At 74.6% G+C, this 26,431-nt stretch carries 26 protein-coding genes; 9 read left to right on the top strand and 17 right to left on the bottom strand.

The features are described 5' to 3' along the window. Window positions 1–226: 226 nt before the first annotated feature. Complete coding sequence (locus MHY85_RS10770) at window positions 227–1,057, top strand: purine-nucleoside phosphorylase (protein ID WP_239196181.1); 831 nt, start codon at window positions 227–229, stop codon at window positions 1,055–1,057. A 111-nt stretch (window positions 1,058–1,168) separates the two neighbouring features. Further along, complete coding sequence (locus tag MHY85_RS10765) at window positions 1,169–3,064, top strand: phospho-sugar mutase (RefSeq protein WP_239196179.1); 1,896 nt, start codon at window positions 1,169–1,171, stop codon at window positions 3,062–3,064. 177 nt (window positions 3,065–3,241) lie between these two features. Here the strand turns inward: MHY85_RS10765 and deoC are convergent, their stop codons facing one another. The 12 genes from deoC to MHY85_RS10705 form a co-directional block, all read right to left on the bottom strand. Further along, entirely contained in the window at window positions 3,242–3,916 is a 675-nt protein-coding gene (gene deoC, locus MHY85_RS10760; RefSeq protein WP_239196177.1) for a deoxyribose-phosphate aldolase, read from the bottom strand. Continuing rightward, window positions 3,913–5,004 (bottom strand): adenosine deaminase, encoded by a 1,092-nt coding sequence (locus tag MHY85_RS10755; RefSeq protein ID WP_239196175.1) that lies wholly within the window; start codon window positions 5,002–5,004, stop codon window positions 3,913–3,915. The genes deoC and MHY85_RS10755 overlap by 4 nt, the downstream gene beginning before the upstream one ends. A gap of 108 nt (window positions 5,005–5,112) precedes the next feature. Next, complete coding sequence (locus MHY85_RS10750; protein ID WP_239196173.1) at window positions 5,113–5,334, bottom strand: hypothetical protein; 222 nt, start codon at window positions 5,332–5,334, stop codon at window positions 5,113–5,115. Window positions 5,335–5,502: 168 nt separating this feature from the next. After that, window positions 5,503–6,444, bottom strand: coding sequence for a hypothetical protein (locus tag MHY85_RS10745; protein ID WP_239196171.1), 942 nt, complete (start codon window positions 6,442–6,444; stop codon window positions 5,503–5,505). Window positions 6,445–6,635: 191 nt separating this feature from the next. Beyond that, a complete protein-coding gene (locus tag MHY85_RS10740; protein WP_239196169.1) occupies window positions 6,636–7,928 on the bottom strand; it encodes a thymidine phosphorylase in 1,293 nt (430 codons plus the stop codon). Next, window positions 7,925–8,326 carry a cytidine deaminase gene (locus tag MHY85_RS10735; RefSeq protein WP_154728596.1) on the bottom strand — a complete coding sequence of 134 codons (402 nt, stop codon included), beginning with the start codon at window positions 8,324–8,326 and terminating at the stop codon, window positions 7,925–7,927. Before MHY85_RS10735 ends, MHY85_RS10740 begins: the two co-directional genes overlap by 4 nt. 123 nt (window positions 8,327–8,449) lie before the next feature. Then, window positions 8,450–9,730, bottom strand: coding sequence for an ABC transporter permease (locus MHY85_RS10730; RefSeq protein ID WP_158372963.1), 1,281 nt, complete (start codon window positions 9,728–9,730; stop codon window positions 8,450–8,452). After that, window positions 9,727–11,010 carry an ABC transporter permease gene (locus MHY85_RS10725; RefSeq protein ID WP_374233425.1) on the bottom strand — a complete coding sequence of 428 codons (1,284 nt, stop codon included), beginning with the start codon at window positions 11,008–11,010 and terminating at the stop codon, window positions 9,727–9,729. The genes MHY85_RS10730 and MHY85_RS10725 overlap by 4 nt, the downstream gene beginning before the upstream one ends. Beyond that, window positions 11,007–12,587: an ABC transporter ATP-binding protein gene (locus tag MHY85_RS10720; RefSeq protein WP_239196168.1), complete on the bottom strand. Its 1,581-nt coding sequence runs from the start codon at window positions 12,585–12,587 to the stop codon at window positions 11,007–11,009. The genes MHY85_RS10725 and MHY85_RS10720 overlap by 4 nt, the downstream gene beginning before the upstream one ends. Before the next feature lie 147 nt (window positions 12,588–12,734). Then, a complete protein-coding gene (locus MHY85_RS10715) occupies window positions 12,735–13,829 on the bottom strand; it encodes a BMP family protein (RefSeq protein WP_158372961.1) in 1,095 nt (364 codons plus the stop codon). A 232-nt stretch (window positions 13,830–14,061) separates the two neighbouring features. Next, complete coding sequence (locus tag MHY85_RS10710) at window positions 14,062–15,264, bottom strand: amidohydrolase (RefSeq protein ID WP_239196167.1); 1,203 nt, start codon at window positions 15,262–15,264, stop codon at window positions 14,062–14,064. 104 nt (window positions 15,265–15,368) lie between these two features. Then, on the bottom strand, window positions 15,369–16,523 hold the full coding sequence (locus MHY85_RS10705; protein ID WP_239196166.1) for a mannose-1-phosphate guanylyltransferase: 1,155 nt from the start codon (window positions 16,521–16,523) through the stop codon (window positions 15,369–15,371). Window positions 16,524–16,842: 319 nt separating this feature from the next. On the opposite strand from MHY85_RS10705, the gene sdhC reads away from it, so the two are divergent. From sdhC to MHY85_RS10685, 4 genes are read left to right on the top strand one after another with little or no spacing between them, the layout of a single operon-like run. Further along, window positions 16,843–17,178 carry a succinate dehydrogenase, cytochrome b556 subunit gene (gene sdhC / locus MHY85_RS10700; protein ID WP_230322880.1) on the top strand — a complete coding sequence of 112 codons (336 nt, stop codon included), beginning with the start codon at window positions 16,843–16,845 and terminating at the stop codon, window positions 17,176–17,178. After that, window positions 17,178–17,627: a succinate dehydrogenase hydrophobic membrane anchor subunit gene (locus MHY85_RS10695; RefSeq protein ID WP_239196165.1), complete on the top strand. Its 450-nt coding sequence runs from the start codon at window positions 17,178–17,180 to the stop codon at window positions 17,625–17,627. Before sdhC ends, MHY85_RS10695 begins: the two co-directional genes overlap by 1 nt. A gap of 40 nt (window positions 17,628–17,667) precedes the next feature. Further along, window positions 17,668–19,506 (top strand): succinate dehydrogenase flavoprotein subunit, encoded by a 1,839-nt coding sequence (gene sdhA / locus MHY85_RS10690; protein ID WP_239196164.1) that lies wholly within the window; start codon window positions 17,668–17,670, stop codon window positions 19,504–19,506. Beyond that, window positions 19,506–20,273 (top strand): succinate dehydrogenase iron-sulfur subunit, encoded by a 768-nt coding sequence (locus MHY85_RS10685; RefSeq protein WP_239196163.1) that lies wholly within the window; start codon window positions 19,506–19,508, stop codon window positions 20,271–20,273. Before sdhA ends, MHY85_RS10685 begins: the two co-directional genes overlap by 1 nt. Before the next feature lie 76 nt (window positions 20,274–20,349). On the opposite strand, the gene MHY85_RS10680 is transcribed toward MHY85_RS10685, so the two are convergent. After that, window positions 20,350–21,423, bottom strand: coding sequence for an endonuclease domain-containing protein (locus MHY85_RS10680; protein WP_239196162.1), 1,074 nt, complete (start codon window positions 21,421–21,423; stop codon window positions 20,350–20,352). 249 nt (window positions 21,424–21,672) lie between these two features. Here MHY85_RS10680 and MHY85_RS10675 point away from each other — a divergent pair, with 249 nt between their 5' ends. From MHY85_RS10675 to MHY85_RS10665, 3 genes are read left to right on the top strand one after another with little or no spacing between them, the layout of a single operon-like run. Continuing rightward, window positions 21,673–22,059 (top strand): YbaB/EbfC family nucleoid-associated protein, encoded by a 387-nt coding sequence (locus MHY85_RS10675; RefSeq protein ID WP_239196161.1) that lies wholly within the window; start codon window positions 21,673–21,675, stop codon window positions 22,057–22,059. After that, entirely contained in the window at window positions 22,056–22,376 is a 321-nt protein-coding gene (locus MHY85_RS10670; RefSeq protein ID WP_239196160.1) for a hypothetical protein, read from the top strand. The genes MHY85_RS10675 and MHY85_RS10670 overlap by 4 nt, the downstream gene beginning before the upstream one ends. Further along, entirely contained in the window at window positions 22,373–23,308 is a 936-nt protein-coding gene (locus MHY85_RS10665; protein ID WP_239196158.1) for a WXG100 family type VII secretion target, read from the top strand. Before MHY85_RS10670 ends, MHY85_RS10665 begins: the two co-directional genes overlap by 4 nt. Window positions 23,309–23,365: 57 nt before the next feature. On the opposite strand, the gene MHY85_RS10660 is transcribed toward MHY85_RS10665, so the two are convergent. From MHY85_RS10660 to trpS, 4 genes are all read right to left on the bottom strand, one after another. After that, window positions 23,366–23,662 carry a hypothetical protein gene (locus MHY85_RS10660; RefSeq protein WP_239196156.1) on the bottom strand — a complete coding sequence of 99 codons (297 nt, stop codon included), beginning with the start codon at window positions 23,660–23,662 and terminating at the stop codon, window positions 23,366–23,368. A gap of 41 nt (window positions 23,663–23,703) precedes the next feature. Continuing rightward, a complete protein-coding gene (locus MHY85_RS10655) occupies window positions 23,704–24,750 on the bottom strand; it encodes a YihY/virulence factor BrkB family protein (protein WP_239196154.1) in 1,047 nt (348 codons plus the stop codon). Window positions 24,751–24,830: 80 nt separating this feature from the next. Beyond that, window positions 24,831–25,370, bottom strand: coding sequence for a 2'-5' RNA ligase family protein (locus MHY85_RS10650; RefSeq protein WP_239196152.1), 540 nt, complete (start codon window positions 25,368–25,370; stop codon window positions 24,831–24,833). After that, window positions 25,367–26,389, bottom strand: a complete 1,023-nt coding sequence (gene trpS, locus MHY85_RS10645; protein ID WP_239196150.1) for a tryptophan--tRNA ligase — start codon at window positions 26,387–26,389, stop codon at window positions 25,367–25,369. The genes MHY85_RS10650 and trpS overlap by 4 nt, the downstream gene beginning before the upstream one ends. Window positions 26,390–26,431: the final 42 nt, after the last annotated feature.

Genomic DNA, 26,431 nt, shown 5'->3' with positions numbered 1-26,431 from the left:
TCCCCCACCCTCCCGTCGCCGAGATGGCAACTCTCGGCTGTGCGCGAGCGCGTCCGCGCAGCCGAGAGTTGCCATCTCGGCGAGGGGGGCCCGCGCGGTGCGGGACCTTCCGGGGTCCTGCCGGGCGGGCACGGCCGGTACGCTCGACCGTTGCGACCGCACGTGTCCCGCGCGCCGGGTCGCCACCCGCACCGACACCGCCGCACGCACCGCGAGGAGCACCCGCATGGCCGACGACGCCCGTCTCGACGACCCGACCACCGACCCGCTGGCCGTCGCGGCCGAGGCCGCCGCGTACCTCGCGGAGGCGACCGGGGTCGCGCAGCACGACGTCGCCCTGGTGCTGGGCTCCGGCTGGGGCGGCGCGGCCGACCTGCTGGGCGAGACCGTCGCCGAGATCGCCGCCCCCGACGTCCCGGGCTTCGCCGCGCCGGCCGTCGTCGGCCACGTCGGCACCATCCGCTCCGTGCGGATCGCCGCGACCGGCAAGCACGCGCTCGTGCTCGGCTCGCGCACCCACCTGTACGAGGGCAAGGGCGTGCGCCGCGTCGTGCACGGCGTCCGCACCGCCGCGGCCGCCGGCTGCTCGACGGTCGTGCTCACCAACGGCTGCGGCGGCCTGAACCCGGCGTGGGGCCCCGGCACCCCGGTGCTGATCCGCGACCACATCAACCTGACGACCGTGTCCCCGCTGGAGGGTGCGACGTTCGTCGACCTGACCGACCTGTACGCCGGCCGGCTGCGCGACGTGGCCCGCGAGGTCGACCCGTCGCTCGACGAGGGCGTGTACGTGCAGTTCCGCGGACCGCACTACGAGACCCCGGCCGAGGTGAAGATGGCCGGGATCATGGGTGGCGACCTGGTCGGCATGTCCACCACCATCGAGGCCATCGCGGCGCGGCACGTCGGCATGGAGGTGCTGGGCATCTCCCTGGTCACCAACCTGGCCGCGGGCGTCGGCGACGAGCCGCTGTCGCACGCGGAGGTCCTGGAGGCCGGCGCCGCCGCCGGCCCGCGGATCAGCCGCCTGCTGGCGGACATCGTCGGCCGCATCTGATCGGGGCGCCGCCGCGGCCCGGACGCCGCGGCGGCGCAGTACGCACCACGGCGCGTCCGCGCCGCGCAGGACGAGGGTCGGGGCGGGGCGCCCCGGGGAGGACGGCAGTCGATGAGCGAGCGCACCGAGGACCACCCGGCCGTGACCGAGCAGGGGCCGGGCGGCGCGTGGGCGGACCTGGCCGGCCGGGTCCGCGAGTGGATCGCGGACGACCCCGACCCGCGCACCGCGGCCGAGCTCACCGCGCTGCTCGACCGCGCCGAGGCCGGCGAGCCGTCGGCGCCCGGCGGGGCGTCGCCCGAGGAGCAGCAGGCGGCGACCGACGTGCGCGAGGCGCGCGAGGACCTGGCCGACCGGTTCCAGGGCTTGCTGCAGTTCGGCACCGCCGGCCTGCGCGGCGCCGTCGAGGGCGGCCCGCACCGGATGAACCGCGCGGTCGTCATCCGCGCCGCGTCCGGCCTGGGCGCCTACCTGCTCGGCGAGCTCGAGGGCGTCTCCCCCGCTCCCCGCGTGGTCGTGGGCCACGACGCGCGGCACGGCTCCGTCGACTTCGCGCGCGACACCGCCGCGGTGCTGACCGCCGTCGGCATCGAGGTCGTCATGCTGCCGCCGTACCTGCCCACGCCGGTCCTGGCATTCGCCGTCCGGCACCTCGGCGCCGACGCGGGCGTCATGGTCACCGCGTCCCACAACCCGCCGCAGGACAACGGCTACAAGGTCTACCTGGGCGGCCGCGTCGTCACCGACTCCGGCCAGGGCGCGCAGATCGTCCCGCCGATGGACGCCGCCATCGCCGCGGAGATCGCGCGCGTCCCGTCGGTCGCCGCCGTGCCGCGCGCCGCCGACGGCTGGTCGTCGGTCGGCCCCGAGATCGTCGACGCCTACGTCGCCGAGGTGCTCGGCCTCGCCGACCTGTCCGACGAGGCCCGCGCCCGGCACGCCGCGCTGCGCGTCGTGCTCACCCCGATGCACGGCGTCGGCGGCGGCACCGCCCGCCGGGTGCTCGCCGAGGCGGGCTTCACCGACGTGCACGTCGTGGAGCTGCAGGCCGAGCCCGACCCCGACTTCCCCACGGTCGCGTTCCCGAACCCCGAGGAGCCCGGCGCGATCGACCTGGCCGTGGCACTCGCCGCCGAGGTGCAGGCCGACCTGGTCATCGCCCTCGACCCCGACGCCGACCGCTGCGGCGCCGCCGTGATCGACCCGCGGGCGCGCACGCACATGAGCCCCGGAGCCGCGGGGTCGGACGGCTGGCGGATGCTGCACGGCGACGAGACCGGCGCGCTGCTCGGCAGCGTGACGGCTTCCCGGCTCGGCACGGCGGGCGCGCCGGTGGCGGACGACGCCCCCGTGCTCGCCAACTCGATCGTGTCGTCCCGGCTGCTCGGCCGGATCGCCGCGCACGCCGGCCTCCGGCACGCCCAGACGCTCACGGGGTTCAAGTGGATCTCCCGCGTCGAGGGCCTCGTCTACGGCTACGAGGAGGCGCTCGGTTACTGCGTCGACCCCGCCCACGTCCGGGACAAGGACGGCATCTCCGCCGCGCTGACACTCGCCGGCCTCGCCGCCCGTCTCAAGGCCGAGGGCCGCGCCCCGGTCGACGTCCTGGACGACCTCGCCCGGCAGCACGGCCTGCACCTCACCGACCAGCTGTCGGCCCGGTTCACCGACCTCTCCCAGATCCCCGAGACCATGCAGCGGCTGCGCGAGCACCCGCCGGTCGTCCTGGCGGGCTCCCCGGTCATGGCCGTCGTCGACCTGGCCGCGGGCTCGGACGCCGACCGCGAGGGCCTGCCCCCGACCGACGGCATCCGGCTGCTCACCCAGGACGACACCCGGGTCATCGTCCGGCCGTCCGGCACCGAGCCGAAGGTGAAGTGCTACCTCGAGGTCGTCGTGCCCGTCGAGGAGCACGCCTCGGTCGCGTCGGTCGGCGAGGCGCGGGTGGCCGCGCGGGCGCGGCTCGACGCGGTGCGCGCGGACGTGGCGGCGGCGCTGGGGCTCTGACCGGCCGCGGGCGGCGTGGCTGCTGCCGCCCGCCGTCGTGGCCGCCGGGTGCGCCGGGTGCGCAGCGGTCGCCCTCTGACGACGACGCCCCGTCCCTCGCCGCACGCACGGCGACGGCCCGCCCCCCCGCTGCCGGGGTGACGGGCCGTCGCCGTGGGTGCGCGCGTGCGCCGGGGCTCAGTACCCGCCGTCCGCCACGAAGCCGCCGAGCACCGCGGCGGTGCCGGACAGGCCGAGCCGGGTCGCGCCGGCCTCGATCATCGCCAGCGCGTCGGCCGTGGTGCGGATGCCGCCCGAGGCCTTGATGCCGAGGCGGCCGCCGACGGTGGCGTTCATGATCTCGACGGCGTGCACGGAGGCGCCGCCCGCGGGGTGGAAGCCGGTCGACGTCTTCACGAAGTCGGCGCCCGCGGCCTCGGCGGCCCGGCAGACCTCGACGATCTCGTGGTCGGTCAGCGCGGCCGACTCGATGATCACCTTGAGCACGACCGGTGCCGGGGTGGCGGCGCGGACGGCGGCGATGTCGGCCTGCACGTCGGCGAACCGGCCCTCCTTGGCGGCGCCGACGTCGATCACCATGTCGACCTCGTCCGCGCCGTCGGCGACGGAGCGGGCGGCCTCGGCGGCCTTGACGTCGCTGTGGTGCTTGCCGGACGGGAAGCCGCACACGGTGGCGACCTTGAGGCCCTGGGCGTCCAGCGGCAGGAACGACGGCGAGACGCACACGGAGTAGACGCCGAGCGAGGCGCCCTCCGCGACGAGCGCCTCGACGTCCGCGCGGGTCGCCTCGGGCTTGAGCAGCGTGTGGTCGACGAACTGCGCCAGCGCGGCGGCGTCGAGGGACTGGGTCATGCGCGGTGCCTTCCTGTTCCGGTCGGTGCGTGACCGGGGACGATGACCCGGTCGATGAGGTCCTGGCGCTCGTCGGCGTGCACGAACGCGTGGCGGGCGGCGGTCAGGGTGACCGTCCGCACGTCGTCGAGGGTCCAGCCCGCCTCGGTGACGAGCAGGTGCAGCTCGCGGCTGAGGCCGGTGCGGGACTGGAGGCGGTTGTCGGTGTTCACCGTGACGGCGAACCCGAGCCGCAGCAGGGTCGTGACGGGGTGCTCGGCGATCGAGAGCGCGGCGCCCGTCTGCAGGTTCGACGTCGGGCACACCTCGAGGGCGATGCCGCGGTCCCGGACCCAGTGCGCGAGCCGGCCGAGCACGGGCGCGCCCGCGTCGTCGTGCCGGATGTCGTCGACCAGCCGCACGCCGTGCCCCAGGCGCAGCGCGCCGACGTCGACGGCCTCGTCCAGCGAGTCGCGGCCCGCGGCCTCGCCGGCGTGCACGGTGACCGGGAACCGGGCGGTGCGCAGCTGCGCGAACGCCGCGCCGAGCGCGCTCGCCGGGAAGCCCGCCTCCGGGCCGGCGATGTCGAAGCCGACGACGCCGCGGTCCCGGTTGGCCAGGGCCAGGGCGGCGATCTCGTCGGCGCGGTCGGACTGCCGCATGGCGCACAGCAGCAGGCGCGCCCGGATCGGGTGGCCCGCCGCGGCGGCCTCGGCCTCGCCCTCGGCGAGCCCCTCCAGCACGGCGTCCACGGCCTGCTGGAGCGACAGCCCGCCGGCCTGGTGCAGCTCCGGGGCGAACCGCTCCTCGGCGTACACGACGCCGTCCGCGGCCACGTCCAGCACCGCCTCCCGGGCGACCCGGCGCAGCGCCTTCGGCCGCTGCATGACGGCGATCGTGTGGCTGAACGTCGCGATGTACGCCTCGAGGCTGCCGCTGTCGGCGGCGTCCCGGAACCAGGCGGCGAGCGCGTCCGGGTCGATCGTCGGGAGCGCGTGGCCCGCCTTCTCGGCGAGCTCGACGACGGTCCGCGGGCGCACGCCCCCGTCGAGGTGGTCGTGCAGCAGGACCTTCGGCAGCGCGACGATCTGCTCGAAGGTCACGGTCATGCGCCCCACCGTAGTGGCCGGGCGCCCCGAACCCCGCATCGGGGGACGGGGCGCCCGGGTGGTCCTGCGCGGCGCGTGGCGCGCGTGCGGCGCGGCGCGTGGCGCGGCTCAGGGGTAGTCGTCGCGCTCGTCCTCGGGGACGGGGGTCTTCTGCTCGGCGACGTCGCCCGGGTCGGCCTCTCCGGCCAGGTCGGGCCGTGGCTCGTCGGGCTGGTAGGCGCCGTCGCGCGCGTCGCTGTCGTCGTCGGGCTGGACCTCCGGCAGGTCGGTCAGCGCGGGCTCGACGAGCCCCGCGTCGCGCCAGGTCCGGTCGCCGGGAACGGTGCTCATGTCCACTCCTCTCGTCGGCGGCAGGGGTACTCCCCCATCGTGTCCCGGACCGGCGTTCCCCGCCAGGCCGGTGAGATCGCCGCCCGGCAAGGCCCAAAGCACCTCGGGGACGAGGCCGCCGGAAACCCGCGGGTTGTGCAACCTCGACGGGGCAGGCGGCCCGGCACCTCAGCGGGGACGGGTCGGGAGGAGCGCCCACGCGAGGTGGGTCCAGTGGCCGAGGGCCGGCACCGGCCCGGACGGCGCACGCACGGCCGCACGCGGGAGCGGCAGCACCGCGCCGGCGCCCGGCTCGTAGACCCGGTAGCCGTCGCCCGAGCGGCCGACCGCGAGGACCACGTGCCGCGGGACCGCCGCCGCGACGCCGCCGGACAGGTCGCCGCCCGAGTAGAGCGGCACGGGGATCCCGCGGTCGAGGGCGGCGTCGACGCGGGCCAGCAGGTCGTCGACCTCCGCCGTCCGGGTGTCGTCCACCAGCACCGACCGGTACCGGACCCCCGGGAACCGGGCCAGCCGCGCGGCGCCCCACGGCGGCGTGCCGAGCGAGCGGGGCCAGGGCAGCACCCCGGCGACGGCCCGGGCGGTGCTGCGCCGGTGCAGGGCGGCCTGCAGCAGCGCCCAGCGCGCGCCCGCGGCCTCCTCGCCGGTCGCGGACGCGTGCACCACCCGGCCGTCGGGGGTGCGGAACCACGTCGGGGCGTCGGGATGGTGCGGGTCGGCGGGGGCGGGCAGGTCGAGGCCGGCGAGCTCGGGCGGGCGCGGGCCGTCGGGCAGCCGCCCGGAGACCAGCCACAGGGCGAGCCGCGGGTCGCCGGCCGCGGCGAGCAGGCCGAGGACGGCCGCGCCGCAGGTGGTGCCGTCGACCTGGCGCGCCGCCGCGGTCCCCCACCGGACGGTGCGGCCCGCGGGGACGTCCAGCGGGGCGAGCACCTGCGCCCGCCGCCGGGCGTCGAGGCCGTCGAGCGCGCCGTCGGGCAGCGCGGCCCGGGCGCCGGCCGCCGCCACGGCGACGTCGTCGACGCGCGACCGCTCCGGCCCGCCCGCGCCGCCGGGGGCGCCCCGCGGCGCCGGCGGCACCACGCGCCCGCGCGCCGCCCGCAGCACCGTCACCAGCTGGCCCCTGCGCCACCCCGCTCGCGCCACCACGCCCGCTCCCCTCGTCCGCCGAGTCTCCATTGTTCGCCTCCGACCGCCGCGTTCGCCCGAGTCCGCTCCCGGAGGCTCGGCGAGGGGCGGACGCGCGCGGACGCGACGACGAAGGCCCCGCCGCGCGCGTGAGCGGCGGGACCTCGTCGCCGGCGTCAGGACGCCGCGATGCGGTCCAGGATCAGCGGGGTCGCGGCCGGCGCCTCGGCGGCCACGTCGAAGCCGCCCTCCAGGGCCTCCTTGGCGCGCTCGAACCGCTCCGGGGTGTCCGTGTGCAGCGTGAGCAGCGGCTCGCCCTTGCGGACCGGCTGGCCCGGCTTGGCGTGCAGCTCGACGCCCGCCCCGGCCTGCACCGGGTCCTCCTTGCGCGCGCGGCCCGCGCCGAGGCGCCAGGCCGCGATGCCCACCGCGTACGCGTCGAGCCGGGTGAGCACGCCGTCGGCGGGCGCGAGCACCTGCTCGGTGTGCCGCGCGACCGGCAGCGGCGCGTCGGCGTCGCCGCCCTGCGCCTCGATCATCCGGCGCCACACGTCCATCGCACGCCCGTCGGTCAGGGCGGCCCGCACGTCGAGACCCGGGCGACCGGCGGCGGCCAGCATCTCCTCCGCGAGCGCGACCGTCAGCTCCACGACGTCGGACGGCCCGCCGCCGGCGAGCACCTCGAGCGACTCCCGGACCTCGAGCGCGTTGCCCGCGGTCAGGCCGAGCGGCGTCGACATGTCGGTGAGCAGCGCGACCGTGTTCACGCCGGCGTCGGTGCCGAGGTCCACCATGGTGCGGGCGAGCTCGCGGGCGCGGTCCAGGTCCTTCATGAACGCGCCGGAGCCGACCTTGACGTCCAGCACCAGCGCGCCGGTGCCCTCGGCGATCTTCTTGCTCATGATCGACGACGCGATGAGCGGGATCGCCTCGACGGTGCCGGTGACGTCGCGCAGGGCGTAGAGCTTGCGGTCGGCGGGCGCCAGGCCGGAGCCGGCCTGGCAGATCACGGCGCCGGGGCCGTCGAGCTGCGCCATCATCTCGTCGTTCGACAGCGCCGCGCGCCAGCCAGGGATGGACTCCAGCTTGTCGAGGGTGCCGCCGGTGTGGCCGAGGCCGCGCCCGGACAGCTGCGGCACCGCCACGTCGAACACCGCCACCAGGGGCGCGAGCGGCAGGGTGATCTTGTCGCCGACGCCGCCGGTGGAGTGCTTGTCGGCGGTGGGCCGGCGCAGCCCGGAGAAGTCCATCCGCTCGCCGGAGGCGATCATCGCGGCGGTCCACCGCGAGATCTCGGCGCGGTCCATGCCGTTGAGCAGGATCGCCATGTTGAGGGCGGACATCTGCTCCTCGGCCACGACGCCGCGGGTGTACGCGTCGATGACCCAGTCGATCTGCGCGTCGGTCAGGCGGTGGCCGTCGCGCTTGGCGACGATGACGTCGACGGCGTCGAACTTCTCGGTGCTCATGACTTCCTCTCGACCAGGTCGGCCGGCCCGAACGCGTCGGGCAGCACCTCGGTCATCGGCTTGATCCCGCTCACCGTGTCGACGAGCAGGTCGGGGCCCCCGTGCTCCCAGAGGAGCTGGCGGCAGCGGCCGCACGGCATGAGGGCGTTCCCGTGGGCGTCCACGCAGGCGAACGCCACCAGGCGCCCGCCGCCGGACACGTGCAGGCCGGACACCAGGGCGCACTCGGCGCACAGGGTCAGGCCGTACGACGCGTTCTCGACGTTGCAGCCGACGACCACGCGGCCGTCGTCCACCAGCGCCGCGACCCCGACGGGGAACTTCGAGTACGGGACGTACGCGCGGTGCATCACCTCGGTGGCGGCGGCACGCAGGGCGTCCCAGTCGATCTCCGGCACAGCCGGTCTCCTGTTCTCCCCGGGCGACCGGGGCGTCTCACGGCACCTGCTCGGACGCTCCCGAGTGTGCCCGTGAAGCACGACCGCCGCCGCCCTGCGTGGGCGACGGCGGTCGTGACGTGCTCACTTCACGTAGGCGATGCCCTCGGCGGCGGGGGCGCGCACGCGGCCGACGAGGCCGGCCACCGCGAAGATCGTCACCACGTACGGGGTCATCAGCATGATCTGGCTCGGGATCGGCGTGCCGATGATGCCGAGCACCACCTGCAGGTTGTCGGCGAAGCCGAACAGCAGGGCCGCGGCGAGCGCGCCCTTCGGGCTCCACCGGCCGAGGATCATCGCGGCGAGGGCGATGAAGCCCTTGCCGCCGGTCATCTCCTTGCCGAACGCCAGGCCGTTCGCGACCGTGAAGAACGCACCGCCGAGGCCGGCGATCGCGCCGCCCAGCAGGGTGTTCCACACGCGGGTGCGGTTGACCTTGATGCCGACGGTGTCCGCCGCCTTGGGGTGCTCGCCGACGGCCCGCAGCCGCAGGCCCCAGCGGCTCCGGAACACCAGCACCTGCAGGACGATCACCACGACGTACATCAGGTAGACGAGGATCGTCTGCCGGAACAGCACCGGGCCGATGATCGGGATGTCGGACAGCCCGGGGATGGCCAGGGTCGGCAGGCGCGGCGGCGTGTTGAGCGTGCCGGCGTTCTCCTTGAGGACCGTGGAGAACAGGTAGCTCGTGATGCCGACGACCAGCACGTTGAGCACGACGCCGACGATGATCTGGTCGACCACGTACTTGATCGCGAACGCGACCAGCAGCGCCGACACCAGCGCGCCGGCGATCGGCGCGGCGATGAGCCCGACGTAGGCGCTGGACGTGATGGTCGCGACGACCGCGGCGAGGAACGCGCCCGCGAGCAGCTGGCCCTCGATCGCGATGTTGATGATGCCGGACCGCTCGCTGACCAGGCCGGCGAGGGCGCCGAACACCAGCGGCACCGCGAGGAACAGCGAGCCCTGCAGCAGGCTGGTCAGGGGCAGCGGCTGCGCCTTGCCCGCGACGGCCCAGGTGAGCAGCGCGAACACCAGCGCCACCGCGTACACGGCGGGCAGCCAGACGCCGACCTTGCGGCGGGTCCGTGCGGCCTGGAACGACCAGGCCGCGAGCCCGAGCGCGATCAGGCAGAGCACGATCGCGGTCAGCTTGGACGGGACGGAGAACTCGATGTTCTCCCCCGGCGCGAACATGGTGAACGAGGTCTCCCGGCCCGAGGCGGGCAGGATCCCGAACAGCAGCAGGGCGACCGCGGCGACCGCGCCGTACGCGATCGGCGCCTTGTAGGAGATCGGCGGAAGCGGCTTGCCCGCCGCGGCGCGCGCGGGGGCGGGGGCGGCGACGGCGCTCACGCGGCGGCCTCCTTGACGACGGGCGCGGCGAGCTCGGCCGGCTGGGCGCCGGGACCGCGGGGGGACGGGAGGCGGAACACCGCGCGCACCAGCGGGGGCGCCGCGATGAACAGCACGACGAGGGACTGGACGACCAGCACGATGTCGATCGGCGTGCCGGTGCGGGACTGCATCGCGAAGCCGCCGGCGCGCAGGGCGCCGAACAGCAGGCCGGCGAAGAAGGTGCCGAGCGGCTTGGACCGGCCGAGCAGCGCGACGGTGATCGCGTCGAACCCGAAGCTCGCCGCGATGCCGGCGGTGAGGACCTTCTCGGTCCCGAGGACCTGCGCGGTGCCGGCCATGCCGGCCAGGCCGCCGGCGACGAGCATCACCAGCAGGTACATCCGGTTGACGTTGATGCCCGCGGTGCGCGCGGCGCTCGGGTTGGACCCGACGGCGCGGAACGCGAACCCGATCGTCGACCGGTTCATCAGCCACCAGACGAACACGGCGGCGAGGATGGCGACGACGAAGCCGAGGTGCAGCCGGAACTGCGGCCCGAGCAGCTGCGGGTACAGCGCGGTCTCGGCGATCGGCGGGGACACCGGGTTGTTGCTGTCGCCGCGCTTGAACGCCGACGTGGTCAGCAGGTAGCCCACCAGGTAGATCGCGATGTTGTTCAGCATGATCGTGACGATCACCTCGTTGGCCCCGGTCCGGGCCTTGAGGTAGCCGGCGATGCCGGCCCACAGGCCGCCGCCGATGACGCCGCCGATCACGGCGAGCAGCAGGTGCAGCACCGGCGGGAGGTCCCAGGCGAAGCCGATGTAGCCGGCGAAGATCGCGCCGAGGATGATCTGGCCCTGCGCACCGATGTTGAACATGCCGGCCCGGAAGCCGATGCCCAGGCCCAGGCCGGCGAGGATCAGCGGGACGGCCCAGGTCATGGTCTCGGTGATCGGGCGGATGCCGCGGGCGAACGTCGCGGCACCCGGGTCGAAGACGGCGCCCTGGAACAGCGCCACGTAGGCGCCCCAGACGGCGTCCCACGCCGCGGAGAAGAAGTCCGCCGGCCGCGCGAAGAAGTAGCCCGCGGCGTCCTGCACGGCGCTGTCCGCGGCCGCGATCAGCACGCCGGAGATGACGAGCGCCAGCACCAGGGCGGCGAGCGTCACCAGCCAGCTGCTCTCCAGCATCTCGCGCAGCGCGCCCTGGGCGCGGGACTCGAGGCCGTCGTCGCGGCGCGCCGGCGCGGTGGACCCGGCCGGCGGCTGCTCGGGGGCGGGGGTCGCCTGGCTCACTTGCTCTCCTCCTCGGAGGCCTCGATGTCGGCCTCGCCGAGCACGGTGTGGTGGGTCGCGGCCTGCTGCACGGCCTCGGCCTGCGGGACGCCGGCCATCATCAGGCCGAGCACGTCGCGGTCGGTGCCCCCGGGGACGATGCCGACGATGCGGCCGCGGTACATGACGACGATCCGGTCCGCCAGCGCGAGCACCTCGTCGAGCTCGGTCGAGACGATGATGACCGGGGTCCCGGAGTCCCGCTCCTGCACGATCCGCTTGTGCACGAACTCGATGGACCCGACGTCCAGGCCGCGGGTGGGCTGGGACGCGATGAACAGCCGCAGCGGGCGGGACATCTCGCGGGCCAGGACGACCTTCTGCTGGTTGCCGCCGGACAGCGTGCCGGCGTGCGCCTCGGTCGACGGGGTGCGGACGTCGAACTCCACGGTCCGGCGCTCGGCGTTCTCCAGGACCTTCTTCGGGTCCAGCGAGATCCCGCGCGCGAACGGGGCGCGGTCGTACAGGTCGAGGATGAGGTTCTCCGCGACGGAGAAGTCGGCGACGACCCCGTCCTCCGTCCGGTCCTCGGGGACGAAGCCGACGCCGGCGTCGAGCACCTGCTTGACCGTGCGGCCGACCAGCTCGGTCCCGTCGAGGACGACCGACCCGGCGACCGGCTGCTGCAGGCCCAGGATGACCTCGGTGAGCTCGGTCTGGCCGTTGCCCTGCACGCCGGCGACCGCGACGATCTCGCCGCGGGCCACGTCGAACGACACGTCGTCGACCTGCTGGACGCCGGCCTCGTCGAGCACCGACAGGTTCCGCACCTGCAGGGCGACCTCGCCGGCCTGCGCGGGCGAGCGGTCGACGCCGAGCGAGACGGACCGGCCGACCATGAGCGAGGCCAGCTCGGTCTCCGCGGCGTCGGGCCGGGCGCTGCCCACGACCTGGCCGCGGCGGATGACCGTGATCCGGTCCGCGACGGCGCGGACCTCACGGAGCTTGTGGGTGATGAAGACGATGGAGGTGCCCGCCGCCTTGAGCTGCCGCATGATCGCGATGAGCTCGTCGGTCTCCTGCGGCGTCAGCACCGCGGTCGGCTCGTCGAGGATCAGGACCCGGGCGTCCCGGGACAGCGCCTTGATGATCTCGACGCGCTGCTGCGCGCCGACGGGGAGGTCCTCCACCAGGGCGTCGGGGTCGACGTCGAACCCGAACCGGTCGGAGATCTCCCGGACGCGGCGGCGCGCCGCGGCGAGGTCGAGCATCCCGCCGCCCTTGACGGGCTCGTACCCGAGGACGACGTTCTCCGCGACGGTGAACACCGGGACCAGCATGAAGTGCTGGTGGACCATGCCGATCCCCGCGGCCATCGCGTCGCCGGGGCCGGCGAACTCCACGGGCCGCCCGTCGACGAGGATCTCGCCCTCGTCCGGGTCGTAGAACCCGTACAGCACGTTCATCAGGGTGCTCTTGCCGGCACCGTTCTCGCCCAGCAGCGCGTGGATCTCGCCGGGCTCGACCACCAGGTCGATGTGGTCGTTCGCCACCAGGGCGCCGAAGCGCTTGGTGATCCCCCGCAGCTCGAGCTTCACGTGGGAATGCTCCTTCGGTCGATCGTGTCGCTGCGCACACTAGGCCAAACCGGACGGCCGATCACAGCCTCAGGTCCCGGGTGCGCGGGTGAACGCACCGGTGGCCCGGGCAGGCGTGCTGCCCGGGCCACCGGTGGTGCTGGTGCGTCAGTTCTGGCTGATGGACTCCACGACCAGGTCACCGGAGATGATCTGGGCCTTCAGGTCCTCGACGGCCGTCTTGACCTCCTCGGGGACCACCGAGTCGAAGTCGTGGAACGGCGCGATGCCGATGCCCTCGTTCTCCAGGGTGCCGACGTACGGCTCCGAGGAGAAGTTGCCCTCCGAGGCCTCCTTGACCGTGTCGAACACGGCCTGGCCGATCTCCTTCATGACCGAGGTCAGGATGATCGAGGAGTAGTCGGGCGAGGTCTCGAACCAGTCGGCGTCGACGCCCACGATGGAGACGTTCCCGGCCTCCTGCGCGGCCGCGGCGGCACCGAGGCCGACCGGGCCGGCGACGGGCATGATGACGTCCGCGCCCTGGTCGATGAAGCCCTTGGCCAGGTTCTGGCCGTTGGTCTGGTTCTCGAAGTCACCGGTGAAGGAGCCGGTCTGGGCCTCCTTGTCCCAGCCGAGGACCTTGACGTCGGCGCCGTTGTCCTCGTTGTACTTGGCGACGCCGTCGGCGAAGCCGTCCATGAAGATCGAGACCGACGGGAGCTGGATGCCGCCGAAGGTGGCGACGGTGCCCGTGGTCGAGGTGCCCGCGGCGACGTAGCCGGCCAGGTACGCGGCCTCCTGCGTGTTGAACAGCAGCGGCTTGGCGTTGTCCAGCGTCACCGGGTTGAAGTCCGCGTCGGAGAACGCGGAGTCGATCAGCGCGAACTCGATGTCCGGGTTGGCCTCGGCGGCCTCCTGGATCGGGTCCTCGAGCAGGAAGCCGACGCCGATGATCAGGTTGCAGTCCTGCTGCACCAGCGAGTCGATGTTCGGCGTGAAGTCGGTCTCCGCGGTCGACTCGACCTTGACCTCCTGGATGCCCAGCTCGTCCTTGGCGCGGTCGAGGCCCTCGGCGCCCGACTGGTTGAAGGACTTGTCCTCGAAGCCGCCGGAGTCGGACACCATGCAGGCCTTGAAGTCGGAGCCGCCGGCGTCGCCGCCACCGGCGGTGCTGTCGGACTCCTCCGGCGCGCTGCCGCAGGCGGCGAGGGCGAGCGCGACAGCCCCGGTGAGGGCGGCCGCACGGATGATCTTCTTCACGCGATGCTCCTGCTTCTCGTCGTCGACCGGTCCGTGAGGCCCGCCCGGTCGCCGCGCGCGACGCTGCGCGTGGGTCGGGAGGGGTCGTCCGGCGTTGCGAGGAACACTAGCCACGCCCAGGTGTCGGCTGTGTTACCGGACCCCTTCCGGGGCCCTTCGTTACTGACTTGGAACATTCGTCCGCGGGACGACTCACCCGACCGGCCCAGCGTGCGGTGCCGCCGGGCGGTGCTCAGCCTCCGGGCGTCGCTCCGACCCGCAGCGCCGCCCGCGCCAGCAGCGCCGCCCCGGCCGCGATCGCGCGCTCGTCGACCACCAGGTCCCCCTGGTGGATGTCGTACGTCCGGCCGCCCGGGGTGCGGGTGCCGAGCCGGGCCATCGCGCCCGGGACCCGGGTGAGGTACCAGGCGAAGTCCTCGCCGCCGAGCGACTGCTCGGTGAGCTGCACCGCCTCCTCGCCCAGCACGTCCCGGGCCGCCGCCTCCAGCACGGCGACGGCGCGCTCGTCGTTCTCGACGGGCGGGACCCCGCGCTGGTGCCGCACCTCGACCTCGACCCCGTACGGCGCGACCACCTGCTCCACCGCGGCGTGCAGCACCTGGGACGCCTTCTCCCACGCGCGCACGTCGAGGCAGCGCAGCGTCCCGCGCACCGAGCCGGACGCGGGGATGGCGTTGTGCGCCGAGCCGGCCTGCACCGCGCCCCAGGTGAGGTTGACCCCGGACCGCGGGTCGAGCCGGCGCCCGAGCACGGCGGGCACCTGGGTGATCACCTGGCCGAGGGCGTAGACCAGGTCCCCCGTGAGGTGCGGGCGCGAGGTGTGGCCGCCACCGCCGGTCAGGACGACGGTGATCTCGTCGGAGGCCGAGGTGATCGGGCCGATCCGGGTGCCGATCCGGCCGACGTCGACCTTCGGGTCGCAGTGCAGCGCGAAGATCCGGCCGATGCCGTCCATCGCCCCGGCCTGCAGGACGTCGAGCGCGCCGCCGGGCTGCACCTCCTCCGCCGGCTGGAACACGAGCCGCACCGCGGTCGGCAGCTCGCCCGCGGCGTGCAGCTCGGCGAGCACCAGCCCCGCGCCGAGCAGCGCGGTGGTGTGCACGTCGTGGCCGCAGGCGTGCGCGACGCCGTGCACGGTCGAGGCGTAGGGCAGCCCGGTCGTCTCCTGGACCGGCAGCCCGTCGATGTCGGCGCGCAGCGCGATGCGGCGGCGGCCGGTCTCGACCGGGTTGGGTCCGATGTCGCAGGTGAGGCCGGTCCCGGGCAGCAGCTTCGGGGAGAGGCCCGACAGCCGCAGGCGGTCGGCGATGAGGCGCGTGGTGCGCTGCTCCGTGCGGCCGAGCTCGGGGTGGGCGTGGATGTCGCGGCGGATCTCCACCAGCTCGGGCTGCAGGGTGGCGACGAGCTGGTTGACCCGGGAGGCATCGACGATCACCCTCCCGACCCTAGCCGTCCCCGCAGGTGGCGGCAGGTCCGCGCGTCCCGGCGCGCGCGACGGGCCGGGGCGCGCCCGGACCCGCCGCGGGGCGGGGCGGCCGGTCAGAGCAGGTCGTCGCGGCCGCGCTCGCGCCAGCCGTCCACCGCCTGCTTCACCGCCTGCGCGTGCGCCCGGGTGGTGACGAGCAGGGCGTCCGCGGTGTCGACGACCACGGCGTCGCGGACGCCGAGCACGGTCACGGCGCGGCCGGCGCCCGGCACCACGACCGCGCCCGGGGCGTCGAGCCGCAGCACCAGGTCGTCGTCGCCGAGCGAGCGGCCGCCGTCGACCCCGACCGCCGGCAGCAGGGCGGCCAGCGAGTCGAAGTCGCCCACGTCGTCCCAGGTGAACGAGCCCGGCACCACGGCGACGCCGCCGGCGGCCGCGACGGGCTCGGCGATCGCGTGGTCGATGGCGATCTTGGTCAGCCCGGGCCAGGTCTGCGCGAGCACGGCGTCCCGGCGCTCCGGGTCGTCCCACACCGCGGCGATCGCGCGCAGCCCGGCGGCCAGCGGGGGCAGCTGCTCGGCCAGGTGGTCCAGGAGCACGCCCGCCTGCACCAGGAACATGCCGGCGTTCCACCAGTAGTCGCCGGTCGCGAGGTAGCCGGCGGCGGTCTCCGCGTCGGGCTTCTCGGTGAAGCCGGCGACGTGCCGGGCGCTGGGGGCGCCCTCGGCGCCGAGCGGGTCGGCGGCCCGGATGTAGCCGAACGCGGTCGACGGCTCGGTCGCGGTGATGCCGATGGTCACGACGTACCCCGCGCGGGCCGCGGCGACGCCCTCGGTGACCGCCGACCAGAAGCCGGCCAGGTCGTCGATGACGTGGTCCGCGGCGAACGACCCGAGGACGACCTCGGGCCCGTGCCGCTCCGCGAGGATCGCCGCGGCGAGGCCGATCGCGGCCATGGAGTCGCGCGGCGACGGCTCGGCGACGACCTGGCCCGGGCCCAGCTCGGGCAGCTGCGCGGCGACGGCCTCCGCGTGCCGGACGCCGGTGACGACGAGGACCCCGTCGCGGCCGGTGAGCGGCAGCAGCCGGTCGACGGTGCCCTGCAGCAGGGTGCGGCCCGTGCCGGTCAGGTCGTGGAGGAACTTCGGCGCGCCCTGGCGGGACAGCGGCCACAGCCGGGTGCCGGCACCGCCGGCGGGGACGACGGCGTGGAAGCCGTCGATCGGGCGGGGCTGCGCGGGCGACGCGGGCGTGGCGGGGCTCGACATGCCCGGAAGCGTATCGCCGACGTCCCCGCCGGCCGCCCGGCCCTCGCCACCCGTCCGGGCGACGCCGGTGGTGAGTGGGGACGACCAGGGACCCAGGTCCCGGGGAGCGTGTGCGCTTGATCACATCAGGGCCGATCTGGCCCCCGACGGCAGGGTGACCCAGCGCACGATCACTACAGTGATCGGACCGGACACAGCAGTCCCGCCCGAACTCGCCAGGAGGCCACCCGTGCCCACTGCGCCTGCCGAAGCCCGCGACGACGCCGCCCCCACGGCCAAGCGGATCCCCGGCGGCACCCTCTACCGCGGCCGCGAAGGCATGTGGTCCTGGGTGGCCCACCGGATCACCGGCGTGCTCATCTTCTTCTTCCTGCTCGTGCACGTGCTGGACACGTCGCTCGTGCGGGTCTCCCCCGAGGCGTACAACGCCGTCATCGGGACCTACAAGAACCCGATCATGGGGCTCGGCGAGGCCGGGCTGGTCGCCGCCATCGTGTTCCACGCCTTCAACGGCGTCCGGATCATGCTGGTGGACTTCTGGTCCAAGGGCGCGAAGTACCAGCGCGTGATGCTCTGGGTTGTGCTCGGCCTGTTCGTCGTGACGATGGCGGGCTTCCTGCCGCGGCACCTCATGCACGTCTTCGGAGGCGAGTGATGACCTCGATCGCCGCCCCCCGCACCCGCGGCGCCGGGCCGGGCCGCCGGACCTCGCGCGGCAACTGGGAGCTGTACGGCTGGGTGTTCATGCGCGCGTCCGGCGTCGTGCTCCTCGTGCTGATCTTCGGCCACCTGTTCGTGAACCTGGTCGCCGGCGAGGGCATCTCCGCCATCGACTTCGGCTTCGTCGCCGGCAAGTGGGCGTCCCCGTTCTGGCAGATCTGGGACCTGCTCATGCTGTGGCTCGCGATGATCCACGGCACCAACGGCGTCCGGACGATCATCAACGACTACGCCGAGCGCGACGGCACCCGCCTCGTGCTCAAGCTCGCGCTGTACACGGCGTTCACCGTGGTCGTCGTGCTCGGCACGCTGGTGATCTTCACCTTCGACCCGTGCCCCGCGAACAGCCCGGCGGACCTGCTGCCGTCCTTCTGCACCGCCTGAGCGCCCCCGCTCCCCTCTCGCCTTGGAGGCATCGACCCCGATGCAGACCCACCAGTTCGACGTCGTGATCGTCGGCGCCGGCGGCGCCGGGATGCGCGCCGCCCTCGAGTCGTCCGCCCGCACCCGCACGGCGGTCATCTCGAAGCTGTACCCCACCCGCTCGCACACCGGCGCGGCCCAGGGCGGCATGTGCGCCGCGCTCGGCAACGTCGAGGACGACAACCCCGAGTGGCACACCTTCGACACCGTGAAGGGCGGCGACTACCTGGTCGACCAGGACGCCGCGACGATCATGGCGAACGAGGCCATCGACGCGGTGCTCGACCTGGAGCGGATGGGCCTGCCGTTCAACCGCACCCCCGAGGGCCGGATCGACCAGCGCCGGTTCGGCGGCCACACCCGCAACCACGGCGAGGCCGCCGTGCGCCGGGCCTGCTACGCCGCGGACCGCACCGGCCACATGATCCTGCAGACCCTGTACCAGCAGTGCGTGAAGAACGAGGTCGCGTTCTTCAACGAGTTCTACGTGCTGGACCTGCTGCTCACGCACGACCTCACCGGCCGCGAGGTCCCCGACGGCGAGGACGTGGCCGTGTCGGGCGTCGTCGCGTACGAGCTCGCGACCGGCGAGATCCACGTGTTCCGCGCCAAGTCCGTGGTGCTCGCGACCGGCGGCGCCGGCAAGATCTACAAGACCACCTCCAACGCGCACACCCTCACCGGCGACGGGATGGCGCTGGCCTACCGCCGCGGGCTGCCGCTGGAGGACATGGAGTTCTTCCAGTTCCACCCGACCGGCCTCGCGGGCCTGGGCATCCTGCTGTCCGAGGCCGCGCGCGGCGAGGGCGGCATCCTGCGCAACGCCGACGGCGAGCGGTTCATGGAGCGCTACGCCCCCACCATCAAGGACCTCGCGCCGCGCGACATCGTCGCCCGGTCGATGGCCAACGAGGTGCGCGAGGGCCGCGGCGCCGGGCCGAACAAGGACTACGTCCTGCTCGACCTGACCCACCTCGACCCCGCGCACATCGACGCGAAGCTCCCGGACATCACCGAGTTCGCCCGGACCTACCTCGGCATCGAGCCGTACACCGAGCCGGTGCCGGTGTACCCCACCGCGCACTACGCGATGGGCGGCGTGCCGACCAACGTCGAGGGCGAGGTCCTGCGGGACACCACGCACGTCGTCAAGGGCCTGTACGCGGCCGGCGAGGTCGCCTGCGTCTCCGTGCACGGCTCCAACCGCCTGGGCACGAACTCGCTGCTCGACATCAACGTGTTCGGCAAGCGCGCCGGCATCTCGGCCGCCGAGTACGCCGCCACGGCGTCCTGGGTGGACCTGCCCGACGCGCCGGCCGACGCCGTCGTGGCGCAGCTCGAGGACATGCGCGACCGCCCCCAGGGCGAGCGCGTCTCCGACGTCCGCCGCGAGCTGCAGCAGACGATGGACACCAACGCGCAGGTGTTCCGCACCGCGGAGTCGCTGCGCCAGGCGTTCCAGGACATCCAGGTGCTCCAGGAGCGCTACACGCGGGTCTCGGTCCAGGACAAGGGCCGCGCCTTCAACACCGACCTGATCGAGGCCATCGAGCTGGGCTTCCTGCTCGACATCGCCGAGACCGTCGTCGTCGGCGCGCTGAACCGGCGCGAGTCCCGCGGCGGGCACTTCCGCGAGGACTACCCGAAGCGCGACGACGAGAACTTCATGGAGCACACCATGGCCTACCGCCGCGTCCCCGGCGTGCCGGTCGACTCCCCCGCCCTCTCCGCGCCGAAGGGCGAGGAGGTCCCCGAGCCGGGCCCCGGCCGCCCGGTCGTGCTCCTGGGCACCAAGCCCGTCGTGACCACCGTGTACCAGCCGATGGAGCGGAAGTACTGATGACTGCTGTCGCAGAGCGCTCGGCCGCGCCCGAGCCGAAGGCCGGCGAGATCCCGTCGTTCGAGGTCACGCTCAAGATCCGCCGCTACACGCCCGAGACGCACGGCGACGAGGCGTACTGGGAGGAGCACACGGTCATCGCCCACGGCACCGACCGGCTGCTCGACGCGCTGCACAAGATCAAGTGGGAGTCCGACGGCTCGCTGACGTTCCGCCGGTCCTGCGCCCATGGCGTCTGCGGCTCGGACGCCATGCGGATCAACGGCCGCAACCGGCTCGCGTGCAAGGCCCTGCTCAAGGACCTGAACCCGGACAAGCCGATCACCGTCGAGCCCATCAAGGGTCTGCCGGTGATCAAGGACCTCGTGGTCGACATGGAGCCGTTCTTCGCCTCCTACCGCGAGATCATGCCGTTCCTCATCACCACCGGCACCGAGCCGTCCCGCGAGCGGCTCCAGTCGCCCGAGCAGCGCGCCCGGTTCGACGACACCACCAAGTGCATCCTGTGCGCCGCGTGCACGAGCTCGTGCCCGGTGTTCTGGACCGACGGCCAGTACTTCGGCCCGGCGGCGATCGTCAACGCGCACCGGTTCATCTTCGACAGCCGGGACGAGGGCGGCGCCCAGCGCCTGGAGATCCTCAACGACAAGGAGGGCGTCTGGCGCTGCCGGACCACCTTCAACTGCACCGAGGCCTGCCCCCGCGGCATCGAGGTCACCAAGGCGATCCAGGAGGTCAAGCGCGCGATGATCACCCGCGCGTTCTGACCCCGGCGCTCTTTCGAGTGGAAGGTCTGGCCCGACACGCCGTCGGCGTGTCCGGCCAGACCTTCCACTCGACGGCTCATCCCCGGACCCACCGGGCGGTCGGCCGCCTGGCGAGCGCCCGGTCCCGGGCAGCGCGCGCCCGCGCCTGCCACCGGGCCCGCGAGGTCGGCGTGGCGAGGTCGGTCGACGTCGCCCGCACCACCTCGATCCCCAGCGCCTGCAGCCGCTCCTGCCGGGACGCGTCGGCGCTCCGGCGGTCCGCCGACGCGTGCACCGCGCCGTCGTACTCGGCGGCGAGGCCGCTCGCGGGGTCGAGCACGTCGACCCGGGCGACGAAGCGCCGGTCGGCGTCCAGCACGTCGGCGTTGCACACCGGGACCGGCAGCCCGCCCTGGAGCCACACCATCCGCATCCGGGACTCCTGCGGCGACTCCACCCCGTCCGCCGACAACGCGAGGGCCCGACCGGCGGCCGCCCGCCCCCGCCAGCGGCTCCGCGACCGGATCAGGTCGTGCAGGTCCGCCGGGTCGACCAGCCCGAGCGCGCGGAGGCGGTCCAGCCCGACCACGGCGTCGGCCTCGGGACCGAGCCGCGCGAGGTCGAACGCCGTGCGCAGCGGTGTCGTCACCGGCATCCCGCCGAGCACCTGGCGCTCCTCCGGCGGCACGCGGCTGCGCAGGAGCCGGCGGCCGGGTCCGGGGTCGAGGCGCACCTCGGGCGGGGCGAGCAGCAGCACGGGGGTGCTGGCCGTCCGCGCCAGGACCGGGGTGCCGTCGAACCACGGCAGCGGATCCACCCGGTCGCGAACGGCGACCCGGCGGCGGCCGACGGACGTCGCCCCCGTGCCCGCGGCCGGCGCCTCGAGCGCGGCCGGTGCCTCGAGCACGGCCCGCTCGTGGAGACGAGCCGCGGCCCAGCCCCCCAGGGTGACGGCTTCCGGCACGCGCGCCATGGCGACGGCGGTCCGCACGTCGGGGTCGTCGACATCGGTCCCCGCGACGACGTGCACGCCCGTCGCGGCGCGGACGTAGCCGGCACGCAGCGCCGCCCGTGCCCCCCGCGCCCGCGCGTCGCGTGCCGCCAGCACCGCCGGCAGGTCCCCGTCGGGCGCGAGCCCTGCCGGGCGCGAGCCCGTCCGCTGCGATGCCATGCCGAGCACTCTGCCCAGCGCCGGCGCCGGCCACCAGCGCCACCCCGCCCCCCTGGGGACCACGCTCGGCGCGTCGCGGCATCGTCGCCCCACTCGGACAGTGGAAGGTCTGGCCCGACACGCGCGCGGCGTGTCCGGCCGGACCTTCCACTCGACGGGGCGCTGGGCCGTCACCCGGTCGGCGCACCACCGGTGGCGCGCCGTCGGCGGCTGGCTAGGGTGTGCAGGCGATCAGCGGAGGGGGGACGCATGGCGTCGACGTGGGTGGAGCAGGTGCAGGCCGAGGCGCGGACGCGGCTGGAGGCGGCCGCCACGCTCCGGGACGAGCTGGCGACCGTGCGCGGACGCGGGCAGAGCCGCGACCGGGTGGCGACCGTCACGGTCGGACCGAGCGGCACCCTGGTGGACGTGGAGTTCACCCCGCAGGCGGAGCGGGTCGCACCCGACGTCCTGCGAACGGCGGTCCTGGAGGCCTTCGGTGCCGCGCAGGCCCGCGCGCAGGAGCAGGTCGTCGCCCTGACGTCGCGCATCCCGGGTGCGGGCGACTGGGCGGACCTGGTCGCCGGCCGCGTGCCGGCCGCCACCTCCGAGCGTCTGGACGCCGAGCTCGACGCGCGCCGCCGGGGCGATCTGTGACCGCGCTCCGCGTCGACGTCGACGCGCTCGCGACGGCACGGACCGCCCACCACGACCTCTCGGCGCAGTTCGCGGCGCTGGAGGGCGACCGGACCGCCGCCGACCTGCCGGACGGCGCCCTCGGGAAGATGATCGCCTCCGACGAGATCCTCGCGGCCTTCCGCAGCCGGTACACCGGTCTGGGCGAGGCGATCGCCGCGCTCACCGAGGCGTACCGCAACATCGGCGACGGTCTCGCGGCCACCGCCGAGGGCTACGCGCTCACCGACGAGCAGGTCGCGGCCCTGCATGCCCGGCTCGAGGCGGTGCTGCGGTGAGCGTCACGGGCGCCGTGTCCGTCTGGGACACGATCAACGGGTGGATGGCCCCGCTGGACGGCATGGTCGACGCGCTGATGCGTCCGCTCGTGCAGCCGCTCGCCGACATGTTCGACTCGGTCACCGGTGACTCCGCCGAGGTGCGCTCGACGGCCCAGCGGTGGCGCGACCTCGGCACCACGATCGACCGGCTGGCGCAGCACCACCGCGACGTGATCGCCCCGCTGTCCGCCGCCTGGGAGGGCGAGGCGCACGACGCGTTCGAGGCGGCGATGCGCGAGCTGCTCGAGGCCGTGGACCAGCTCGCGGACGACACCCGGGAGACCGCCGACTTCCTCGACGACGCGGCGATGGAGGTCGAGCTCGCCGAGGAGCTCGTCGCCACGATCATCCAGGAGCTCATCGAGTGGGCGCTGCTCACCCTGGCGGTCAGCGCCGCCCTGTCGCTGGTCACGCTCGGCGCCTCGGCGGTCGCCGGCGGGGCCGCGGCGGCGGCGGAGGCGGCCGTCGCCGGGTCCCGGATCGCCACGGTCCTCGCGAAGGTCGCGAGCGCGCTGGAGCGGCTGTCCGCCCTGCTCAGGTCGGTGAAGGCGATGAAGACCTTCTCCCGCGAGGGCTTCCTGATCCGCACGCTCCTGGTCAACGGCGTGATCCTCAAGCCCGTCGTCAGCAACCTCACGGGGCTGACGGGCAACCCGGTCGGCGAGGGGACGCGGTCCGTGCTCGAGTCGCTCCGGGACGTGGCCGCGGACGAGGCCGACGACCAGATCGACGGCCGCACCGGGGTGCAGACCCCGCTGCGGGACCGGCTCGACGACGTGATCGGGCCCGCCGTGGACGCCGGTCGGCCGGTGGTCGACGGGGCGCGGCCGGTGCTGGACGCGCTCGACGAGCTGGACGACCGGGTCCCGGACCCGCCGTTCGCGCGCTGAGGCGCGTCCCGGCGACCCCGGGCCCGGCGGCCGGCGGCCCGGACGGGGCGCGCGACGTCAGCGGCGGCGCAGGCGGCGCAGCGCGTCCGCGGCGCCCGTGAGCACGAGCACCAGCCAGGCGAGCCCGACCAGCCCGAGCCCGACGAGCACGCCCACGACCATCCCGGCCGTGCCCGCGACGACGCCGCCGAGCCAGCCCAGCCCGCCGGCCACGACGAGGATCGCCAGCCCGGTGACCAGCACGACGACCAGGCCCTCGGCGCTCGACCGGACGAAGTCGCGGCCCGCCTCCCGCGCCAGCTCCCCCGCGGTCGGGCGGCTCGGGTCCTGGGGGCGCGGCTGCGGCTGGGTCATGGACGCCGATCCTAGCGGCCGGGGCGCGGGCCCCGGCGGGTCTACGGCGTCGCGGGCTCCACCGCCTCGGCGTCCTCGTCCGAGGCCGCCGGCGGCGGGTCCGCGGTCCAGGCGGCGGCCAGCAGCACGATCCGGGCGATCAGGTTGATCCAGATCAGCAGGGTCACGATCACCGCGAACGACGCCAGGATCGCGTTCCGGTCCGCCGAGCCCGCCACCACCGACGTCCCGAGCACCCGCACGACGCCGAGCCCCACCGCCGCGACGAGCATCCCCTGCCGCAGGTCGGGCCACGCCGGCCGCTGCCCCGCGAGCACCACGACGATCAGCACGAACGTCCCGGCGTCGACCACGAACGCCACGAGGATGCCCGCGGCGCGCAGCACGAGGGACCCGACCGTCGACCCGTCGAGGCCGAGCGCGGTCAGGGCCCAGTCGGCGGCCGTCGTGGTGGCGATGCTGAGCAGCGCCGAGACCAGGATCGCGAGGCCGATGCCGGCGAACCCGCCGAGCTCGCGGAGCTTGCTCGTGACGACGTTGCCGCCGGCGCTCTCGGCCGCGAACATCGCGCGGACGGCCGTGCGCAGGGCGGCCATCGCGGAGATCGCGCTGACCAGCAGCACGACGAACGCCACGAGGCCCGCGACGCCGACGCCGGTGCTGAGCTGGAGCGAGTCCGGGTCGATGACCCCGGTCTCGTCGTCGCTGCTCGTCATCACCAGGCCCGGCAGGTTCGCGTCGATCGTGTCGAGCACCGTCTGGCGCAGCGCGTCGTTGTTGCCGAGGACGGCCATGAAGACGGTGTAGCCGATCGTCAGCCCCGCGAAGACCGAGAAGATGGTGGCGTACGCGATGCCGCCCGTGAGCACGCCGCCGCCCGCCTCGCCGAACCGCGCGTTCGCGCGCGCCGCGCGGGTGCGCTGCCACCAGGCCAGCACCGCCTTCGCCCGCGCGACCAGCCCCGGGAACCCGCCGGGGTACACGCGGGCACCCACGTCCCGGCGGTTCCCCGCGGCGACGTCGTCGGTGGTCGCTGCGGCGGCGGCGTGCGCGCGGCCGGCGCCCTGCGGTTCTGCCGGCACTCCCATGGCCACGACCCTAGGGAACGGGCCGCGGCCCGGCATCCCGGGACCGGGCGTCGGCGCCGGTCAGGTGCGCCGCCCGGGCCTCAGCCGCCGAGCGGGAAGGCCCCGATCGTCCGCCACACGCCGTCGTCGCCGTGCTCGTAGACGTGGATCTCCGCCACGTCGAACCGGGCCTCGAACCCCGCCATGTCGGAGAAGGCCCGGTCGAGCGCCTCGTCCGGCACCTCGTGCGCGATGGTGACGTGCGGGTGGTAGTGGAACCGCAGCTCCTGGTCGAGCACGCCCGACCGGACGGCGACCTCCAGCAGCTCGCACGAGGCGATGCCCTCGACCACCTGGACGAACACCACGGGCGACACCGGCCGGAACGTGGCGGTGCCCCGCAGGTGGACGGTGAACGGCGCGTGCTGCGCGGCGACCGCGCGCAGGTGCTCCTCCGCCTCCGGCAGCGAGGCCGTCGGCAGCACGGTCGGGCCGAGCAGGGTGATGTGCGGGCGGATCAGGTGGGCGGCGGGGTCGCCGACGCGGGCGCGCGCCGCCTGGAGCTCGGCGGCGTACGGCTCCGGGACGGAGACGGCGACGCCGATCCGGAGCTCGTCGGCGAACGGCCCGGTGGGGTTCATGCCGTCCGGCGACGCGGCAGCAGCCCGAAGCGGTCGGCGACCCGGTCGAGGGTGCCGCGCGCGATCGCCCGGGCCCGCTCGGCGCCGTCCTCGAGGACCGCGTCCAGGGACGCCGGGTCGGCCAGGTAGCCGTTCACCCGCTCCTGGAACGGCGCGAGGAACTCCACGACGACCTCGGCGAGGTCGACCTTGAGGTGGCCGTACCCCTTGCCCGCGTAGTCGGCGACGATCGACTCGACCTCGCGGCCCGTGAGCGCCGAGTAGATCGTCAGCAGGTTGGCGATGCCGGGCTGGTTCTCCCGGTCGAACCGGATCTCCGAGCCCGCGTCGGTGACCGCCGACCGGATCCGCTTGGCGACCGTCTTGGGCGGGTCGAGCAGCTCGATGATGCCGTTCGGGCTCGACGCCGACTTGCTCATCTTGGCCGTCGGGTCCTGCAGGTCGTAGATCTTGGCGGTGGCCTTGACGATGTGCGCGTCCGGCACGACCGCGGTGCCGTCCCCGAACCGCTTGTTCAGCCGCTCGGCCAGGTCGCGGGTCAGCTCGAGGTGCTGGCGCTGGTCCTCGCCGACCGGCACGAGCGCCGTGTCGTACAGCAGGATGTCCGCCGCCATGAGGATGGGGTAGGTGAACAGCCCGACCGTGGTGCCCTCGGCGCCGTGCTTGGCCGACTTGTCCTTGAACTGCGTCATCCGCCCGGCCTCGCCGAAGCCCGTCTGGCAGGACAGCAGCCAGGCCAGCTCGGCGTGCTCCGCGACGTGCGACTGCACGAACAGGATGGAGCGCTCCGGGTCCACGCCGGCGGCCAGGTACTGCGCCGCGGTCCGCCGGGTGCGCTCGCGCAGCGCCGCCGGGTCCGGCGCCACCGTCAGGGCGTGCAGGTCCACGACGCAGTAGAGCGCGTCGTAGGACTCCTGCAGCGCGACCCACTGGGTCAGCGCCCCCAGGTAGTTGCCGAGGTGGAGGGAGTCGGAGGTGGGCTGCATCCCGGAGAAGATGCGAGGGGAGCCGGAGACCATGGGTCCATTCTGACGGTCGGGGGCGGGTGGCCCGTGCAGGAG

Origin of the sequence: Cellulomonas sp. ACRRI (assembly GCF_022346185.1) — a bacterium.
GTDB lineage: Bacteria > Actinomycetota > Actinomycetes > Actinomycetales > Cellulomonadaceae > Cellulomonas.
The sequence above is the reverse complement of the archived record's forward strand: the minus strand, read 5'-3'. Positions and strand labels throughout refer to the sequence as shown.

Bases quoted from the DNA above. Each gene is read 5' to 3' on its own strand.
- MHY85_RS10770 (WP_239196181.1), top strand. From the start codon at position 227: ATGGCCGACGACGCCCGTCTCGACGACCCGACCACCGACCCGCTGGCC.
- MHY85_RS10765 (WP_239196179.1), top strand. From the start codon at position 1,169: ATGAGCGAGCGCACCGAGGACCACCCGGCCGTGACCGAGCAGGGGCCG.
- deoC (WP_239196177.1), bottom strand. From the start codon at position 3,916: ATGACCCAGTCCCTCGACGCCGCCGCGCTGGCGCAGTTCGTCGACCAC.
- MHY85_RS10755 (WP_239196175.1), bottom strand. From the start codon at position 5,004: ATGACCGTGACCTTCGAGCAGATCGTCGCGCTGCCGAAGGTCCTGCTG.
- MHY85_RS10750 (WP_239196173.1), bottom strand. From the start codon at position 5,334: ATGAGCACCGTTCCCGGCGACCGGACCTGGCGCGACGCGGGGCTCGTC.
- MHY85_RS10740 (WP_239196169.1), bottom strand. From the start codon at position 7,928: ATGAGCACCGAGAAGTTCGACGCCGTCGACGTCATCGTCGCCAAGCGC.
- MHY85_RS10705 (WP_239196166.1), bottom strand. From the start codon at position 16,523: ATGTCGAGCCCCGCCACGCCCGCGTCGCCCGCGCAGCCCCGCCCGATC.
- sdhC (WP_230322880.1), top strand. From the start codon at position 16,843: ATGTGGTCCTGGGTGGCCCACCGGATCACCGGCGTGCTCATCTTCTTC.
- MHY85_RS10695 (WP_239196165.1), top strand. From the start codon at position 17,178: ATGACCTCGATCGCCGCCCCCCGCACCCGCGGCGCCGGGCCGGGCCGC.
- sdhA (WP_239196164.1), top strand. From the start codon at position 17,668: ATGCAGACCCACCAGTTCGACGTCGTGATCGTCGGCGCCGGCGGCGCC.
- MHY85_RS10685 (WP_239196163.1), top strand. From the start codon at position 19,506: ATGACTGCTGTCGCAGAGCGCTCGGCCGCGCCCGAGCCGAAGGCCGGC.
- MHY85_RS10680 (WP_239196162.1), bottom strand. From the start codon at position 21,423: ATGGCATCGCAGCGGACGGGCTCGCGCCCGGCAGGGCTCGCGCCCGAC.
- MHY85_RS10675 (WP_239196161.1), top strand. From the start codon at position 21,673: ATGGCGTCGACGTGGGTGGAGCAGGTGCAGGCCGAGGCGCGGACGCGG.
- MHY85_RS10660 (WP_239196156.1), bottom strand. From the start codon at position 23,662: ATGACCCAGCCGCAGCCGCGCCCCCAGGACCCGAGCCGCCCGACCGCG.
- MHY85_RS10655 (WP_239196154.1), bottom strand. From the start codon at position 24,750: ATGGGAGTGCCGGCAGAACCGCAGGGCGCCGGCCGCGCGCACGCCGCC.
- MHY85_RS10650 (WP_239196152.1), bottom strand. From the start codon at position 25,370: ATGAACCCCACCGGGCCGTTCGCCGACGAGCTCCGGATCGGCGTCGCC.
- trpS (WP_239196150.1), bottom strand. From the start codon at position 26,389: ATGGTCTCCGGCTCCCCTCGCATCTTCTCCGGGATGCAGCCCACCTCC.